The organism is Micromonospora orduensis, assembly GCF_006228125.1.
Taxonomy (GTDB): Bacteria; Actinomycetota; Actinomycetes; order Mycobacteriales; family Micromonosporaceae; genus Micromonospora; species Micromonospora orduensis.
In genome coordinates, this window is the sequence record NZ_VDFY01000086.1 from 1 (window position 1) to 16102 (window position 16102).

17 protein-coding genes and 3 pseudogenes are annotated in these 16102 nt (G+C 71.7%); 11 read left to right on the forward strand and 9 right to left on the reverse strand.

What is annotated here, in order from left to right; all coding sequences use genetic code 11:
- Positions 1-428: 428 nt before the first annotated feature.
- Both FHG89_RS03820 and FHG89_RS03825 read left to right on the forward strand, forming a co-directional pair.
- Positions 429-1121 carry a response regulator transcription factor gene (locus tag FHG89_RS03820; protein WP_139582820.1) on the forward strand — a complete coding sequence of 231 codons (693 nt, stop codon included), beginning with the start codon at positions 429-431 and terminating at the stop codon, positions 1119-1121.
- Entirely contained in the window at positions 1111-2490 is a 1380-nt protein-coding gene (locus FHG89_RS03825; RefSeq protein WP_139582822.1) for a HAMP domain-containing sensor histidine kinase, read from the forward strand. The genes FHG89_RS03820 and FHG89_RS03825 overlap by 11 nt, the downstream gene beginning before the upstream one ends.
- A gap of 106 nt (positions 2491-2596) precedes the next feature.
- On the opposite strand, the gene FHG89_RS03830 is transcribed toward FHG89_RS03825, so the two are convergent.
- Positions 2597-3283, reverse strand: a complete 687-nt coding sequence (locus tag FHG89_RS03830; protein ID WP_139582823.1) for a ferritin-like domain-containing protein — start codon at positions 3281-3283, stop codon at positions 2597-2599.
- Between the two features lie 282 nt (positions 3284-3565).
- On the opposite strand from FHG89_RS03830, the gene FHG89_RS03835 reads away from it, so the two are divergent.
- The 4 genes from FHG89_RS03835 to FHG89_RS03850 are packed head-to-tail and all read left to right on the forward strand — an operon-like array spanning position 3566 to position 6886.
- The gene (locus FHG89_RS03835; RefSeq protein WP_208760851.1) at positions 3566-3802 is read left to right on the forward strand and encodes a YgaP-like transmembrane domain; all 237 of its coding nucleotides are present in this window, start codon (positions 3566-3568) and stop codon (positions 3800-3802) included.
- A 36-nt stretch (positions 3803-3838) separates the two neighbouring features.
- The gene (locus FHG89_RS03840) at positions 3839-4681 is read left to right on the forward strand and encodes a sulfite exporter TauE/SafE family protein (RefSeq protein WP_167517334.1); all 843 of its coding nucleotides are present in this window, start codon (positions 3839-3841) and stop codon (positions 4679-4681) included.
- 26 nt (positions 4682-4707) lie between these two features.
- Positions 4708-5139: an OsmC family protein gene (locus tag FHG89_RS03845; RefSeq protein WP_139582828.1), complete on the forward strand. Its 432-nt coding sequence runs from the start codon at positions 4708-4710 to the stop codon at positions 5137-5139.
- Between the two features lie 28 nt (positions 5140-5167).
- Positions 5168-6886 (forward strand): aminotransferase class V-fold PLP-dependent enzyme, encoded by a 1719-nt coding sequence (locus FHG89_RS03850; protein ID WP_139582830.1) that lies wholly within the window; start codon positions 5168-5170, stop codon positions 6884-6886.
- A gap of 84 nt (positions 6887-6970) precedes the next feature.
- On the opposite strand, the pseudogene FHG89_RS03855 reads toward FHG89_RS03850, so the two are convergent.
- A pseudogene (locus FHG89_RS03855) lies at positions 6971-7239 on the reverse strand (hypothetical protein); the annotation flags it as partial.
- On the opposite strand from FHG89_RS03855, the pseudogene FHG89_RS34260 reads away from it, so the two are divergent.
- Positions 7212-7322 (forward strand): annotated as a pseudogene (locus FHG89_RS34260) (sulfite exporter TauE/SafE family protein); the annotation flags it as partial. The pseudogenes FHG89_RS03855 and FHG89_RS34260 sit on opposite strands and share 28 nt — an antisense overlap.
- Positions 7323-7545: 223 nt before the next feature.
- On the opposite strand, the gene FHG89_RS03865 reads toward FHG89_RS34260, so the two are convergent.
- From FHG89_RS03865 to FHG89_RS03890, 6 genes are all read right to left on the reverse strand, one after another.
- Positions 7546-7938 (reverse strand): BlaI/MecI/CopY family transcriptional regulator, encoded by a 393-nt coding sequence (locus FHG89_RS03865; RefSeq protein ID WP_139582834.1) that lies wholly within the window; start codon positions 7936-7938, stop codon positions 7546-7548.
- Entirely contained in the window at positions 7935-9671 is a 1737-nt protein-coding gene (locus FHG89_RS33240) for a thioredoxin domain-containing protein (protein ID WP_139582835.1), read from the reverse strand. Before FHG89_RS33240 ends, FHG89_RS03865 begins: the two co-directional genes overlap by 4 nt.
- Before the next feature lie 131 nt (positions 9672-9802).
- The gene (locus tag FHG89_RS03875) at positions 9803-10714 is read right to left on the reverse strand and encodes a sulfite exporter TauE/SafE family protein (RefSeq protein ID WP_139582837.1); all 912 of its coding nucleotides are present in this window, start codon (positions 10712-10714) and stop codon (positions 9803-9805) included.
- The gene (locus FHG89_RS03880; protein WP_139582839.1) at positions 10711-11310 is read right to left on the reverse strand and encodes a rhodanese-like domain-containing protein; all 600 of its coding nucleotides are present in this window, start codon (positions 11308-11310) and stop codon (positions 10711-10713) included. Before FHG89_RS03880 ends, FHG89_RS03875 begins: the two co-directional genes overlap by 4 nt.
- An 82-nt stretch (positions 11311-11392) precedes the next feature.
- On the reverse strand, positions 11393-12793 hold the full coding sequence (locus FHG89_RS03885) for an MBL fold metallo-hydrolase (protein ID WP_139582841.1): 1401 nt from the start codon (positions 12791-12793) through the stop codon (positions 11393-11395).
- Positions 12794-12914: 121 nt separating this feature from the next.
- Positions 12915-13184, reverse strand: a complete 270-nt coding sequence (locus tag FHG89_RS03890; RefSeq protein WP_139582843.1) for a metal-sensitive transcriptional regulator — start codon at positions 13182-13184, stop codon at positions 12915-12917.
- A gap of 658 nt (positions 13185-13842) precedes the next feature.
- On the opposite strand from FHG89_RS03890, the pseudogene FHG89_RS34395 reads away from it, so the two are divergent.
- Together FHG89_RS34395 and FHG89_RS03900 are read left to right on the forward strand one after the other, a co-directional pair.
- Positions 13843-14301: pseudogene (locus FHG89_RS34395) on the forward strand (pyridine nucleotide-disulfide oxidoreductase); the annotation flags it as partial.
- A gap of 80 nt (positions 14302-14381) precedes the next feature.
- The gene (locus FHG89_RS03900) at positions 14382-14774 is read left to right on the forward strand and encodes a DUF302 domain-containing protein (protein ID WP_139582844.1); all 393 of its coding nucleotides are present in this window, start codon (positions 14382-14384) and stop codon (positions 14772-14774) included.
- 55 nt (positions 14775-14829) lie between these two features.
- Here the strand turns inward: FHG89_RS03900 and trxA are convergent, their stop codons facing one another.
- The gene (trxA, locus tag FHG89_RS03905; protein WP_139582846.1) at positions 14830-15198 is read right to left on the reverse strand and encodes a thioredoxin; all 369 of its coding nucleotides are present in this window, start codon (positions 15196-15198) and stop codon (positions 14830-14832) included.
- Positions 15199-15370: 172 nt separating this feature from the next.
- Here trxA and FHG89_RS03910 point away from each other — a divergent pair, with 172 nt between their 5' ends.
- Complete coding sequence (locus tag FHG89_RS03910) at positions 15371-15685, forward strand: rhodanese-like domain-containing protein (protein WP_139582848.1); 315 nt, start codon at positions 15371-15373, stop codon at positions 15683-15685.
- Positions 15686-15696: 11 nt separating this feature from the next.
- Positions 15697-16053 carry a rhodanese-like domain-containing protein gene (locus tag FHG89_RS03915; protein WP_139582883.1) on the forward strand — a complete coding sequence of 119 codons (357 nt, stop codon included), beginning with the start codon at positions 15697-15699 and terminating at the stop codon, positions 16051-16053.
- Positions 16054-16102: the final 49 nt, after the last annotated feature.

Sequence of the window (16102 nt, forward strand, 5' to 3'; positions counted from 1 at the left end):
CATGCCCTCCGACCGCCGCAGCCGCCGGATCTCCGCCCAGTCCTCCACGCTCAGCACCTCCCGATGCTTCAGGAGGTGGTCCCGATTCAGCCGGAACCACGTGGTCAGTTTTCAGGCGGAGCCGACAAGGCTAATGCGGCGGAAGAATCGGTCGTAATAGGGACTGCCGAATCCAGGGCAGTGACTGGCTCATTGGGCAGGGTGCCCGCCACGGGTCGGCTGGATGCCGAACTTCGACACCGCGTTCCTCGGGCGGCCGGCTGCGCTACTCGGCGAGCGCCTCGTGGTATCTCGGGTCCGGCAACGCCCGGCACGGGGTGGAGGGCTCGGTGGAGGTTGCCACCTCATCCGCGGCAGGGCCTGCCGACGGCGCCTCGCGGGCCGTTCGGCCCTGGCCCGGCCGCGCCGGCGGCGGAAGCGTGAGGGCTGTGTCGGACACGGTGCTGGTCGTCGAGGACGATCGGGAGTTGCGGGACGTCGTACGCCGCTACCTGGAACGGGCCGGGCACGCCGTGCACACCACCGGATCGGGTGCGGAAGCGCTGAGCCGTCTGGCCGCCGGCGGGGTCGACCTCGTCGTGCTGGATCTGGGCCTGCCGGACGTGGACGGCTTGGAGGTGCTGGCCGCCGCCCACGACGGTCCGCAGGTGCCGGTGGTGGTGCTGACCGCGCGCAGTACGGTCGAGGAGCGCATCGACGGGTTGCGCCGGGGCGCCGATGACTACGTCACCAAGCCGTTCAGCCCAACCGAGTTGGTGTTACGGGTGGAGGCCGTGCTGCACCGTACCCGCGGCACAGCCGGCTCCGTCGCTTCGGCTTGCTTCGGAGGTGGCCGGCTGCGGCTGGACGAGCAGCGCCACGAGGCGGTGCTGGACGGTGATCGGCTGGATCTGACCCCCACCGAGTGGGGACTGCTGACCACGCTGGCCGCCGCCCCGGGCCGGGTGTACTCCCGCTACGAGCTGATCAACCGGGTCCGCGGGTACGAGTTTCCCGGGTACGAGCGCACCATCGACTCGCACGTGAAGAACCTGCGCCGCAAGCTCGGCCCGGACGCCGCCGGCGTGGTGGAAACCGTCCTGGGCGTCGGTTACCGGCTGGGCTGGACCCATGACCGCTGAGCTGCCGCGGCCGAGCAGCCGGGGGCGGCGGCCCCTGTCCGGCCCGCTGGGCCGGCGGCTGCTGGCCGCGTTCGTGCTGGTCGCGCTCTCCTCGGTGGCGGTGCTCAGCATCGCCGCGCTGGTGGCCACCGACCGCGGGCTGGCCAGCGCCCAGCAGGCCGAGCGGCAGCAGGTCGCGCGAAGGGTGGCGGCGGCGGCCGGTGCCGCGTACGCCCGGGCCGGGAGCTGGACCGGCGCCGAGTTGGCGCAGGCCGCGGCGTTGGCCGACGGCGCGGGCGCCCGCCTGGTGGTGCTGCAACCCGACGGCGGCATGGTGTGGCCCGGCCGCGGCATGGGCCCCATGGACGGCATGCACACCAGCACCGGCACAGTCGTGGAGGCGCCGATCACCGCCGGCGGGCAGCGGGTCGGCACCGTGCGGCTGACCTTCACCGCTGCGGCGGCCAGCGGCCGCGGCGTGGCCTGGTCGTGGATCGGCGGTGCCGCGCTGGTCGCACTTGTCGCGGCGCTGCTGGTCAGCGCGTATGTGGTCGGCCGGCTGGCCCAGCCGTTGGTCGCGCTGGCCGCCGCCACCCGTCGCTTCGCGGCCGGTGATCACACCGCCCGGGCGGCGGTGTCCGCGCCGGGCGAGCTGGGCGAGGTGACGCGCGCCTTCGACACGATGGCCGAGGAGGTGGTACGCGCCGAGCGGGTCCGTCGGCAGTGGGCCGCCGACGTGGCCCATGAACTGCGCACCCCGCTGGCCGCCCTGCAGGCCGGCCTGGAGGAACTGCGGGATGGGCTGCGCCCGGCCGACCCGCAACGGCTTGCCGCCCTGCACGACCAGACCCTGCGTCTCGGCCGGGTCGTCGAGGACCTCGCCGACCTGTCCGCCGCCGAAGCCGCCGTGCTGTCCCTGCACCCCGTCGACACCGATCTGGCCGCCGTGACCCGCGCCGCGCTCGCCGCCCAGCACCCGCGGCTGGATGCCGCCGGCCTGACCGTCATGCCCGATCTCGACCGGCCGGTCCCGGTGCGGGCCGACCCGGACCGGCTGCACCAGGCGGTCACGAACCTGCTGGCCAACGCCGCCCGCTACTGCCGCCCCGGCGACCGGGTCGACCTGTGGGCGCGCGTCGAGACCGGCGAGGCGCTGCTCACCGTGGCGGACACCGGCCCCGGTATCCCGGCAGAGGAACTCCCCCACGCTTTCGAACGGCTCTGGCGCGGCCGGGACGCCCGGCACATCGCCGGCAGCGGCATCGGGCTTGCTGTCGTCCGCGAGCTGATCACCGCGCACGGCGGTGCCGTCGCGCTGGAATCACCCCCGGGCGGCGGGCTCACCGTCACCATCCGCCTGCCGGCCCGGCATCCGGCCGCCGCCGGTTGACCCGGCGATGAGCACGGAAGCCGGGCAAGGTGTGTCGGAAGGCCCAACCCCAGGACCGCGGCGGTGCCGGCCGAGAGCCGGCACCGCCGCGGTCCTGGGGTTGGGGTCAGGTCCAGCGGGTGAACGCGGCCAGGTGTCGCTCGGAGGCGGCGAGCAGGTTGGTGTAGACCTGCGTGACATCCGGGGCGGACAGGCCGGCCAGCGCGGCCTTCAGGTCGGCGATGTCGGTCTGCTCGACCTTCTTGCCGACTCCGAGGGCGGCCGTCTGGCTGGCGTTTCCTTCAGCGAGCAGCTTGTCGTACGTAGCCTGCACGGCTGGGTCGCTGAACTTCCCGTCGGTCGTGCCCGCGGTCGGGTCGGCCACGCCGTAGCGCTGCAGCAGGGTCCGCACCGTGGTCAGGTGTTGGGCCTCGGAGTTGGCGATGTGGTCGAAGACCGCCAGGTCGTACGTGGTGCCGAAGGCCCCGTACAGGTTGTGTGCCAGCTTCTCCTCCTGCGCCATCGCGGCCAGGGTGCTCTTCTGCGCGTCGGTGAGCGTGCCCTGCTGGGCGGCGACCGACAACGCGGCGCACCTGCCGCCCCGGGCCATCGCGCCCGAGCCCATCGGGCCGGTCGCGCCGTCGCGGGCGCCGTAGCCCATGCCACCGCCCCAGCCTGGACCCGGCGTCGCAGTGGCTGCCGGCCGGTCGAAGGGCCCGTCGCCGGCCAGCGCTGGCGCGGCGATCGCCACCCCACCAAGGCCCAGCGCGCCCGCTGCTACCAGGATCACCGTCCGGCGGGTCGTTGTTCTCATCTCGTCCTCCTTCATCGGTGCCGACCCCACCACCGTGGCACCGCGGGGTGCGGCTGCCGTGGAGACGGTGTGGAGGCGACATGGAGAACGCCAGCGCCGGGGCGGTGAACGACCCGTACCGGCGATGAACGGTCGCCAGGAAGGGTGGCAGCGTGGCGGGCGACCGGAGATCCGGCGCACCGGCCGCTACTCAGCGACACGCTTCCGGTACTTTCGATGCCGTTCGGCGATAAGCTGGCGAGAAGTTGGGGATTATTGTTCCTATTTGCCCCGGGGGTGGTCGTGCCCGTCCTGCAGTTCTTCAACTCGCCAGCCGGTCGCGTCGCTCGGGTCGTCCTCGGGTTGGTGCTCATCGTGGTCGGGGTGTCGTTGGGCGGTTGGTGGTGGCTACTGGCCCTGCTGGGCCTGTTGCCACTGGGCGCCGGGCTCTTCAACTTCTGCACCCTGGCACCGTTGTTCGGCATGCCGCTGTCCGGCCGCCGCTTCCAGGAAGCCAGCCGGAACAGAAGACGCCGGTGACCGCCTGGGTGCTCCCACTGTTCGGCTGATGATGTGGTGGGCGATCACCCTCATCGGCGCCGGGGTGGTTTCTTCGCCGGGCTGTTCGGGGCCGGCGGTTCCGCGGTGGGCACCCCACTGCTGCACCTCGTCGGGGTGCCGGCATTCGTCGCTCTGGCCTCACCGCTGCCGACCGCGGTGCCCGTCGCGCTGGCCTCGTCGCGTGCGTACTGGAGACGGGGGTTCGTGGAGCGGCGGATCCTCGTGTGGAGCGTCGCCGTGGGGTTTCCGGCGACCGTGGTGGGCGCCCTGGTCACCCCGTATGTGGGCGGGCGGGTGCTGGTGCGCGTCGTCGAGGTGGTCGTCGCGGCCATCGGTGTGCGGTTGGCCCTCTTTCCGCACCGCGCCGGCGCCCGCGAGGGCCGACCTCCCGCGTTTCGGTCCCGGATGGTCGGCGTTGCCGCGGTAGTCGGCTTCTTCTCGGGTCTGCTGGCCAACAAGCGGCGGTTTCCTGCTCGCTCCCCTCTACCTGGTGGTCCTGCACCTGCCGATCAAGCGGGCGCTGGCGAGGCCGCCTCCGCCGTGCTGGCGCTACCCGGCACGGTCACGCACTGGTTGCTCGGGCACATCGACTGGCGGGTCGTGTTGGTGTACACCGTCTTGGCGGTGCCCGCCGCGTACCTCGGCGCCCGGCTGGCCATCCGCGCCAACCCTGGCTGGTTGACCCGGGCCTACGGCGTCGTCCTCGTCCTGCTCGCCGTGGGTCTTCTTCTCTCCGGTCGGGGATCTGGGATCCGAGCCTCGCCGGCGGAAGGCGGCGCAGCCGCTCAGCAGGGCCCAAGGTCCTCTCATCAGGGCCGGACGGGACTTCTGCCGAGGCCGACTGCGGGTGTTGGCTGAATCGGGAGCACGGGAAGGAGCAGGCGATGGGACAAGCCGGCGCGCAGGCCGTGAATGGGCAGATCGGGACGGTGGACGTCCGCTTCGCGGCAGGTGAGTCCTACGAGTTCGCGGTGCGGGAACACCGGATGCTGGTGGATCAGCCGCCAGAGGCGGGCGGGGACGACGCGGCGCCAACGCCGACGGAATTGTTCGTGGCGTCGCTGGCCACCTGTGTGGCGTTCTACGCCGGCCGGTACCTGACCCGGCACGGCTTGGACCGGGACGGCCTGGGCGTGTCGGTCACGTACCGGATGGCGGCGGACCGGCCGGCCCGGGTGACCGACATCCGGCTGTCCCTGCGGCTGCCGCACGGGTTTCCGCAGGCACGCACGCAGGCGCTGCTGGCGGTCGCGTCGCACTGCACGGTGCACAACAGCCTGGCCTCCCCGCCGACGGTCACCGTCGACGTGCTCTGACCGCGTCCGCGCAGGGGAAAGGTGCGCCATGGAGACGAGCCGTCCGCCGTCGAGGGCCGAGCGGCTGCTGGCCCGGATCCGCGAGGGGATCATCGGCGAGGGTGAGGTGCTGGACTGCCCGTACGGGCCGCGGCGGATCACCTATGCCGACTACACCGCATCCGGCCGGTCGCTGGACTTCGTCGAGGACGCTATCCGGGAGTGGGTGCTGCCCCGCTACGCCAACACCCACACCGAGAGTTCCGGCACCGGCCTGGCGACCGGGCGGCTGCGCGAGGATGCCCGGCAGGTCATCCACGACGCGGTCGGCGGGACCGACGAGCACGTCGTCATCTTCTGCGGGTCGGGGGCCACAGCGGCGGTCAACAAGCTGATCGGGATCCTCGAGCTGCGGCTGCCCGAGGGGCCGTCGCGCCGCTATCGGCTCCTCGACCGCATTCCGCCCGAGCAGCGGCCGGTGGTGTTCGTGGGCCCCTACGAGCATCACTCCAACGAACTGCCCTGGCGCGAGACGTACGCCGACGTGGTGGTCATCGGCGCGGACGCCGACGGACACATCGACCAGGCGGAACTCGCCGAGCAACTGGCCCGGTACGCGGGTCGACCGCTGCGGATCGGCAGTTTCTCCGCGGCCTCCAACGTGACGGGCATCCTCTCCGACGTCGACGCGATCGCGGCGCTGCTGCACGCCAACGGGGCGTTGTCGTTCTGGGACTACGCGGCCGCCGGCCCGTACGTGCCGATCCGGATGGGTGAGTCGACGCCGGGGGCCGGAGACGGCAAGGACGCGGTGTTCCTGTCCCCGCACAAGTTCGTCGGCGGGCCGCAGACGCCCGGTGTCCTGGTGCTGCGCCGAGACCTGATCCGTAACCGGGTGCCGACCATGCCCGGCGGTGGCACCGTGGCGTTCGTCGACCCGATCGGCCACCGCTACCTCGACGATCCGGTCGCCCGGGAGGAGGGCGGCACCCCGGCGATCGTCGAGTCGATCCGAGCGGGACTGGTGTTCGCGCTGAAACAGGCCGTCGGCACCGACGTCATTCAGGCCCGCGAGGAGCAGCTGTGGTCGCGGGCGCTGCGCCGCTGGTCTGCGAACCCACAGATCGAGGTGCTCGGGAACCCCGAGGCCCGGCGTCTGTCCATCGTGTCGTTGCGTATCCGCCAGGGCGGGCGGTATCTGCACCACAACTTCCTCGTCGCGCTGCTCAACGACCTGTTCGGCATCCAGACCCGCGGGGGCTGTTCCTGCGCGGGGCCCTACGGTCATCGCCTGCTGTCGATCGACGCGGAACGCTCGCACGCGTTCCGCGACGAGATCGGCCTCGGCTGTGAGGGGATCAAGCCCGGCTGGGTACGGATCAACTTCAACTACTTCATCTCCGGCACCGTGGCGGACTATCTCATCGAGGCGGTCGACCTGGTTGCCCGCTACGGGCACCGACTGCTGACCGACTACCGCTTCGACCCTCGCACCGGGCTGTGGCGCCACCACCGTGGCTCCGGGCAGCCGTTGAGCCTGGCCGACCTGAGCCACCTCTTCGACGACGGGGCACAGCGGCCCGGCCGGCGGGATCGGGCCGGCGAGGACGCCCTGGCGGGGTACCTGCGCGCGGCCTCGGAGATCTTCGCCGGGCGGGACGACCACCTCGACGAGGGTCCGACCGGCCTGCCGCCCGACTTCGAGGCGTTGCGCTGGTTCCCTCTTCCCCCGGTGTGCACCGCGCCGGCGCTCGCCGGCGGACCGTGACGACCGGCGGGACGCCGAACAGCCCTGGCGCGGGCAGCACCAGCACGATGCGAAGCGCCTCGGTCATGCCGGCGACCTTGTGCAGTCCAGTTGAATGCCGGGGCAGACGACGAGCTGGTCGTAGCTGACGCGGACGCCCGCGGCGGTGGTCACGACGCGCCCGTCGGGGTCGATACCGGTAGCGGCGTCCTTGATCCACGCAACGCCGTGGCGGCGCCGGCGCCGACCAGCGTCCGGAGCGACTGGTAGTAGTGCGTCTCGGCCGGGTCGATGAGAGCGACGTCCCGCAGTGGGTACCTCGCTGCTGGTGATCGCCGTAAACTGGGTGGCGTCGCTGGTCGCCCGCACCGGATCGAGCCACTACGACTGGGCCCTGATCACGCCGTTCACGCTCGCCGCGATCATCGCCAGCCTCGCCGGCAAACGGGCCGCCGACCGGCTGTCGCCCACCGCGACCACGCGCGGGTTCGCGGCGCTCATCCTCGTCATGGCCGCGACGAGCAGCCCGGCGGTGAGGACGGCGACGGTGACGGAGAGTTCCGCCCCGAGCCAGAGCCCGACCGCGAGCCGTGGCAGGGAAGCCATCCAGGGTGCGGTGAGGACGGGACGGGCGAGGACCGCCACCATGGCCGCCCAGCCGAGCAGCACCAGGCTCGTCATCAGCCGGCCTCGCCGCGCTGGTCCAGCAGTTCGCGCAGCGCGGCCGCCTCCTGGGGAGTCATGGCGTCGACGAACCGGGCCAGTGCGGCATGCTGGTCGGCGGCCGAGGAGAGCGCCTCGGCCATGAGCTGTCCGACGTGCTCCTCCCGGCTGGCCTTCGGTCGGTAGCGGTACGCCCGGCCGGCGAGATCACGTTCCGCCCAGCCCTTGCGATGCAGGTTGTCCAGGACCGTCATCACCGTGGTGTAGGCGAGGTCGCGGTCCGCCATCACGTCGACCATCTGCCGCACCGTGAGCGGCCCGGGGGCTTCCCACAATGCGTTCATCACCGCGGATTCCAGCGGCCCCAGCGGGCGGTCGTTGCCGGGGTCCTTCCTTCGGGGTCGCCTCACCGGTCGACCGTACCTTTGGCGGCGAGCGGCTCCGACGCGGCCGGAGCCGGACAGACCCGCTCGCCGGCGAGCCGACGCCGCAGCGCCCAGGCGAGCAGGGCGATCGAGGCCGCGGCGAGTACCGGCTGCGCCGGGGCGAACCAGCTCATCGCGCCGCTGTAGCCGAGCGCGATCAGGACGATCTTGTTGCAGACGGGGCAGCCGACGGCGAACAGGGACAGGGTCGCCCCGGTCACGCCGGTCCGCGACTCTCCGCGGCCCACCGCCTTGTCGCCAGTTCCGGCGACGGGCGCGACGTAGGTCGCCAGGAGCAGCCCCGACAGGGCCGCGGTCACCACCAGCACCGGCCACGCCCACCAGGTGACGGCCATGTCACGGCTGAAGTAGGGGGTGTCGATCAGGTCGGTGGGAACCGCGATCACCACCGTGGTCCCCACGGCGCCGGCGACCGCCGCCATCCATCGTCGAGCCGGCCATGCCGCGGGGCCGGGCGTGAGGGTCACTCCGGCCACGTCGGTGGCGGACGGCAGCGGGGCGGCAGCCGTTTCCGGGGTTGCGGCACGACGTCGGCGCAGCACCAGGACGGTGACCGCGGCCAACCCTGCGACGAGGAGGACCAGTTCGTCCGGTACGTCGCCGAGCGTTCCGGTCACCCACTCCTGCGCGGCGCCCTCGATGTCGGTCAGCCCGAAACCGCCGGACAGGCCGGCCGTGCCGTCGAAGACCAGGAAGAGGACGCCCAGGGCGACGAAGAGCAGACCGGAGACGGTTGACGTGGTGTGCAGGTGCAGCCGGCCGACGGAGAACGGCCGGCCTCGCAGCCACCGGCGCTCGCCGATGCGCCACCGGTCCCAGACGAGGGCGAGCAGCAGCAGGGGTGCCGTCATGCCCAGGGCGTAGACGGCCAGCAGGGCACCCCCGGTCGCGGGCTGCTCGGAGGTCGCGGCGACCGTGAGGATGCCGCCCAGGATCGGACCGGAGCAGAAGCCGGCCAGCCCGTAGACCGCGCCGAGGGCGATGGCCTGCTTGAATGCCTCGTACGGCTGGGCCCCGATGACGGGTGTGTTGCCGACGATGAACGCCGGGGTGCCGGTGATGCCCATCGAGGTCGCTTCCTGCTGGTCCCGGTCGATGACGTCGCGGGTGACGGCGGACGCCCGGTCGGCGTCGAAGCGGGCCAGGTCCAAGCCGATGCGCCGAGCGATGTCACGCAGGGCGGCGTCGTTGAGGGCTCCGCTGTTCACCCGGCGCTCCGTGGCGTACAGGGCGTTGTGGAACTCCCAGAACTTGCCCTGGACGGCGGCGGCCCGGGCCGCGGCGGCGGCATCGCGGGATTCCGCACCGAGATAGGGCAGGTCCCGCCACTCGATCCGGACCAGACCCTTGTCGACGTATTCCCGGATCAGTCTGGGCTCGGTCCCCCGGGCGTGCCTCCCGCAGAACGGGCATTGGAAGTCGGCGTATTCGATGATCACGACGGGTGCGTCGGCCTTGCCGCGCGCGACGGGGTCGTTGGGTGTGCGCCGGGCCAGTCCGGCGAAGGGATTCTCCTCCTGGCCACCGGCCGTTCCCGCAGCGGCGGTCTCGGCAGCCGGGGCGGACGGCTTGTCGGCGGGCCGGGCGAAGATCGCGAGGACGGCGACGATCGCGATGACCACAACCGGACCCAGCCAGCCAGCCGCCCGACGGATCGGCGGCGGGGTCTGCCGGGCGCTCCTGCGCGACGGCTTCATCGGGTTTTCATGTCTCCTCCGGTCGGGGGTCCACACCTACTAACCAACATAGTACTAAGGACCCTAGTACTAGATTGGTTAGTAGAGACGCGAGGGGCGCCCGGACCTGCCGGACGCCCCTCGTGTTCGCATCAGTGGCGGGACGAGGACCCCACCGGCGCAGGACTGACCGCCTCGCTCTGCGGTTCCGGTTCCGGCTTCCTACGGCCACGCAGCACGGTCACCGCCACAGCGATCGCGGCGGCAACACCGACGCCGGTCCAGAGCAGCGGGTTCGTCCGCAGCTGTTCGGGCAGTTGCTGGGCGAGGACGAAGACGCCCATCACCACGACGAACCAGCCGAACGACTTGCGCAGGATGTCGGCGGGGATCCGTCCGGCGAGCCGGCCGCCGACGAAACTGCCAGCGATGGCGGCTGCGGTGACCGCGGCGGCGAGGCCCCAGTTGATGTGCACGCTGGACAGGTAGCCGGCCAGGCCGGCGAAGGACTTCATCGCGATGACCACCAGGGAGGTGCCGACCGCGACCGGCATCGGCAGGCCGCCGAGCAGGGCCAGGGCCGGCACCACCAGGAAGCCACCGCCGGCGCCGACCAGGCCGGTGACCAGGCCGACGACGATGCCGTCGATGATCACCCGGAACACCGGCAGCTCGTGCGGCACGGGCTTGCCCTCGGCGGAGCGTCGGCCGCGGATCATCGCGACCGCGGTGGCCAGCATCATCACCGCGAACCCGGTGAGCAGGAACCCGGCCGGGATGAACTCGGCCAGGCGGCCGCCGGCGTAGGCGCCGGTCATGCCGGCGAAGCCGAAGATCAGGCCGGTGCGCCAGCGCACCCGGTGGGCCCGGGCGTGTGGGATGACGCCCACCGCGCTGGTGGCGCCGACGACGAGCAGCGAGGTCGCGATGGCCTCTTTCGCGGGCAGGTCGGCGACGTAGACCAGCAGGGGTACGGCGAGGATCGACCCGCCGCCACCGAGCAGCCCGAGGCTGACGCCGATCAGGACGGCCAGGCCGACGGTCAACAGCAGGCTGGCGGTCATGCCCGCTCCCCGGGGCTCTCGCGGAGCTGGCCGACGATGGTGTCCAGGTCGCAGCTGGCGCCCCGGTTGTACGGCAGCTTGCCGAGCATCATGCCCATGGCGCAGGTGTTGGTGACGGCGGCGAAGGTAAGGCCGGCGCCGATGAACCCGGCGACCCACTTCAGCTGCGGCACGAACACCGAACCGACGACGCTGGCCAGGACGATGGACCCGGCGACCAGGCGGACCTGCCGCTCCAGGTCCCAGCGGGGGGCGCCCTGCTTGATCGGGGCGTTGGCGGCCTGCCAGGCCATGATACCGCCGTTGAGGACCTTCAGGTTCGGCAGGCCGACCCCGGCCAGGGTCTGCTCGGCCTGGGTGGCGCGGGCACCGGAACGGCAGATCAGCACCACGTCCTCGTCCAGGTGGTTGCGCAGCTCCTCGCGGTGCTCCTTGAGCAGATCCAGCGGCACGTTGTAGGAGCCGGCGATGTGCGAGGTCTCGAACTCCGCCGGGGTACGCACGTCCAGCAGGCGCGGCGCCCGGCCGGAATCAATCAGCTCCCGCAGGCTGGCGGCGTCGAGGGTGGCGGGGCGGGCGGTGTCGGAAGTACTCATATCTCCTCTTTCACGGACAAAGCGCTACACGTCATGGCAGGGGGATGCCGTCCGGCGCCGGACGGTGGTCGTACGGTTCGGGTCAGGCGTTCGCGACCATTTCCAGGCCGGCGTCGGCGGCCTGGTCGAACTTGTCGTCGACGACGACCACCTCCCGGCCGGCGTTCGCCAGCAGAGAGGCTGCGGCGGTGGCCCGGTAGCCGGAGCCGCAGTGCACCCAGACGGCGCCGGCCGGTACGTCGGCCAGCCGCTTGGGCAGGTCGGGCAGCGGGATGTGCACGGCGCCGTCGATGTGGCTGGTCCGCCACTCGTTGGTCATCCGCACGTCGAGCACCACGTCCGCAGCGGGCAGGCCGGCGGGGACGTGGCCGGTGCGGGCCGCCGCGAGGGCCGGGAAGTCTGCCATCCGCAGCTCCCGCAGCTGCCCGGGCTCGGCCGCCCACTGCTCGGCCTCGCCGGTGGCCTGCGCGGCCGGGCGGTCGATGCCGATGCGGACCAGCTCGCGCTGGGCGGCGGCGACCTGGTCCGGCGTCTCGGCGAGCAGGGTGATCGGCACCCCCCAGTCGACCAGCCAGCCGAGCCAGGTCGACATCGGGCCGTCGAGCCCGAGGCTGACCGTGCCGGCCAGGTGCGAGGCGGCGTACGCCTTGCGGTGCCGTAGGTCCACCACCCACTGCCCGTCGGCCATCCGCTCGCGCAGTTCGGCGGCGTCGGCGCGGGTCACCGGGGTGAGGTCGACCGGAGCCGGACCGGCGAAGTTCGCCACGCCCATGTGGGCGTAGTACGCCGGGTAGGCGTCGAGACCCGCGAGGGTCTCGGTCACGAACTTGTCCGCAGCCAGCTTGAGCGCCGGGTTGGCCTGCTTCTCCCGACCGATCGTCGACTCGGGCGCATCGGACTGGCTGGCCGAGCAGAAGCTGCCGAAACCGTGCGTCGGCCACACCTCGGCCCCGTCGGGCAACAGGTCCGCCAGCCGCTTCGCCGAGGCGTGCTGGTGGTGGGCCAGCTCGTGGGCGTGCTCCTTTCCGAGCAGGTCGGTGCGCCCCGTCGTCCCAAACAGCAGCGACCCTCCAGTGAAGACGCCCGCCGGCTGCCAACCGTCGTCGGCGGCCTCGTCGAGGACGTACGACAGGTGGTGGAAGGTGTGGCCCGGCGTGGCGATCACCCGCAGCCGCAGGGCGTCCGAGACGGGCACCACGTCGCCGTCGGAAATCGGCATGCGGTCGAAGCCGACCTCGTCGGCCGCGGCCACCAGATAGCGGGCGCCGGTCACCCGGGCCAGTTCCAGGCCGCCGGAGACGTAGTCGTTGTGGATGTGCGTCTCCACCACATGGGTGATGCGGACGCCCTTCTCCCCCGCCAGGTACATGACCCGGTCGATGTCGCGCTGCGGGTCGACCACGATTGCCGCCTGCCCGTCCGAGGCCAGGTAGCTCCGGTCGCCCAGGGACGATGTCGCGATAACAGACACCTCAACTGTCACTGGCGTTCTCCTTTCAAAACCTATATACCCCGGGGGGTATAGGGGAGGCACAATCCTGCCCGCTCATGTCCAACGGTTACCCGCCCGTGCCGCCGTCAAGCAGCGCGGGCGGGTCGGCCGCTCAGGCGAGTGCCAGGAAGAGCTTCTCCAGCTCCTCCTCGGTCATCTCCGGCGCCTCGCCGCGCTCGCGCGCGGCCTCGCAGTGCCGCATGCCCGAGGCGATGATCTTGTAGCCGGCGCGGTCGATGGCCTTCGACACCGCTGCCAGCTGGGTCAGCGCCTCGCGGCAGTCCTGACCGCTCTCCATCATCTCGATGACCGCGTTCAGCTGTCCCCGTGCCCGCTTGAGCCGGGTCAGGGCGTCGCTGGTCATTTCAGGTCGAAGATTCATCGCCCCACCTCTCGCCTCCACCATACCCCGGGGGGTACTGATTCGCGACCGGATACCCCCCCGGGTATGCTGAACCTCGAAGGTCGCCGGCACATTCCCCGCCCCTGGGTGGTGTGCCCGGCGGTCGCCCTTCTCATGCCTGGGAGGTTCCATGACTACGGTCCGGCATCATCAGGTGGTCATCGACGGCGGCGGCACCGCCGGCATCAGCGTGGCCGCGCGGCTACGTCGCCAGGGCGTCACCGACATCGTCCTGGTCGAGCCCTCCGAGCACCACTACTACCAGCCGCTCTGGACTCTGGTGGGAAGTGGCCTCGCCAAGGCCGGCGAAACCGTACGGCCGCAAGGCAAGCTCATCCCCAAGGGCGTCACTTGGATCCGAGACCGGGCGGCCGCGTCGACCCGGACAACCGGACCGTCACGCTCGCCGGCGGCGACACGCTCGCCTACGACCAGCTCGTCATGGCCCCCGGCCTGCAGCTCGACTTCGAGTCCGTGCCCGGTCTGGCCGAGTCGGTCGGGCGGAACGGGGTGTCGAGCAACTACCGGTTCGACCTCGCCCCCCCGCACCTGGGAGTTCATCCGGAACGTACGCGGTGGCACGGCGATCTTCACCATGCCGGCCGGCCCGATCAAGTGCGGCACCAAGGAGAGCATCGACTACGACCTGCTGCACGCCGTACCGCCACAGAGCGCCCCGGCCTGGCTCAAGGACGGCGCGCTGGCTGATCCCGCCAGCCCGTTCGGCTACCTGGCAGTCGACCAGTACACCTTCCAAAGCACCCGCTGGCCGGACGTCTTCGCGCTCGGTGACGTGGCGAACCTGCCCACCTCCAAGACCGGAGCGGCCATCCGCAAGCAGGCCCCGGTGGTGGTGGCCAACATGCTCGCCGCGCGCCGGAGCAAGCCGCTGCCGGCCCGCTACGACGGCTACACCTCCTGCCCGCTGGTCACCGCCCACAACCGGATGCTGCTGGCCGAGTTCGACTACGGGCTCAAGCCGAAGCCCAGCTTCCCGTTCATCGACACAATGAAGCCGCGCTACGACATGTGGCTGCTCAAGCGCTACGGGCTTTCGGCGCTGTACTGGCACGGCATGCTGCGCGGCCTCGCCTGACCGGCCCGGCACGGCTTTGCCGAAATCACCCACGCCGGTCGTTCGCGGCCGGCACCATCTCAGCTGAGGGAGAGCAGAGCATGAGCTACGCGATGACCATCCGGCTGTCCGCCGGGTTCGCCCCGACCGTCGAGCGGGTGCGGGCGGCGCTGAAGGACCAGGGCTTCGGGGTGCTGACCGAGATCGACATGCGGGCCACGTTGCGCGAGAAGCTCGGGGTCGAGCTGGAGGAGTACGTCATCCTCGGCGCCTGCAACCCGCCGCTGGCGCATCGGGCCGTGCAGGCCGACCGGAGCATCGGCCTGCTGCTGCCGTGCAACGTGGTGGTGCGCGCCGACGGGCCGGACGTCACGCTGGTGCAGGCGCTCGATCCGCAGGTGATGGTGCGGCTGAGTGACGCCGCCGACCTGCGGGGGGTGGCCGACGAGGCGACCCGGCGGATGCGAGCCGCGCTGGACACCCTCTCCGGATGAGAAACGGCTGGGGTACGGGCGATCGCCCGTACCCCAGCCGTGGTCGTTCAGGGTGTCACCGGTTGGCCGGCTCCCCGGAGATCTTGGCCCGCACCTCGTCCATGTCGAGGTCACGGACCGCCTGGATCACCTGCTCCAGAGCCGCGGCCGGCAGCGCACCCGGCTGGGAGAAGACCAGCACGCCGTCCCGGAAGGCCATCAGCGTCGGGATGGACCGGATCTGGGCCGCCGCGGCAAGGCTCTGCTCCGCCTCGGTGTCCACCTTGCCGAAGACAATGTCCGGGTGCTTCTCGCTGGCCCGCTCGAAGACTGGCGCGAAGCCCCGACACGGACCACACCAGGCCGCCCAGAAGTCGACCAGCACGATTCCGTCCCGGGTCACGGTCTCCTCGAAGTTCGCCCCGGTCAGCGCCACGCTCGCCATGTCAACCTCCACATTTCGACAGTGCTTTCACACCTGCAATATACCCCCGGGGGTACTTATTCCCGCGATCACGGCACCCCGACCCGGGCCTGAGGGTGGGGATGCGGGGCCGATCCCGGCGCGCTATGGTCGACAGGGATACCCCCCGGGGTATGTTGATTGGGAGGATGAGATGCGAGAGGTGAACCTGGCGGACTTCGCCGCCGCGCACGCCGAGGGAGCCGCGGTAGTGGACGTCCGCGAGCCGTTCGAGTACGTCGAGGGCCACGTGCCCGGGGCCCGTTCGGTGCCGCTGGCACAACTGCCCACAGCGGTGGGGGACCTTCCCCGCAACCGCCCGGTCTACGTCATCTGCGCCAGCGGTAGCCGCAGCCTGGGCGCGGCGCAGTTCCTGGCCCGCGCGGGCGTCGACGCCCGGTCGGTCACCGGCGGCACCGGCGGGTGGGCCCGCAGTGGTCGCGCCATCGTGACGGGAGCGGACGCGTGAACCTCAGCGGGATGCTGAAGAAGGTCTTCGGAAAGCCCTACACCTCCATCGGGCCCGAGGAGGCTGCGGCGCTGGTCGCCAATGGGGGGCTGTTGCTCGACGTTCGGGAGCCGGCCGAGTGGCGGGCCGGCCACGCGCCCGGGGCCCGGCACATCCCGCTCGGCCAGCTCGCTGGCCGGCTCGGGGAAGTGCCGGCGGACCGGCCGGTGATCACCGCATGTCGGTCGGGGGCGCGCTCGCGGCAGGCGGCCGCGCTGCTCGCCCGCGACCACCATCAGATCTACAACCTGGCCGGTGGGATGCGGGCCTGGGTCCAGGCCGGAATGGCGCTCCAGGCCAAGGGTGGGCGGCCCGGGCACCTGACCTGAGGGCCACCCGGCGGGCCGCGGCCCGCTGCGAAGGTCCCGAGGGTCCAGG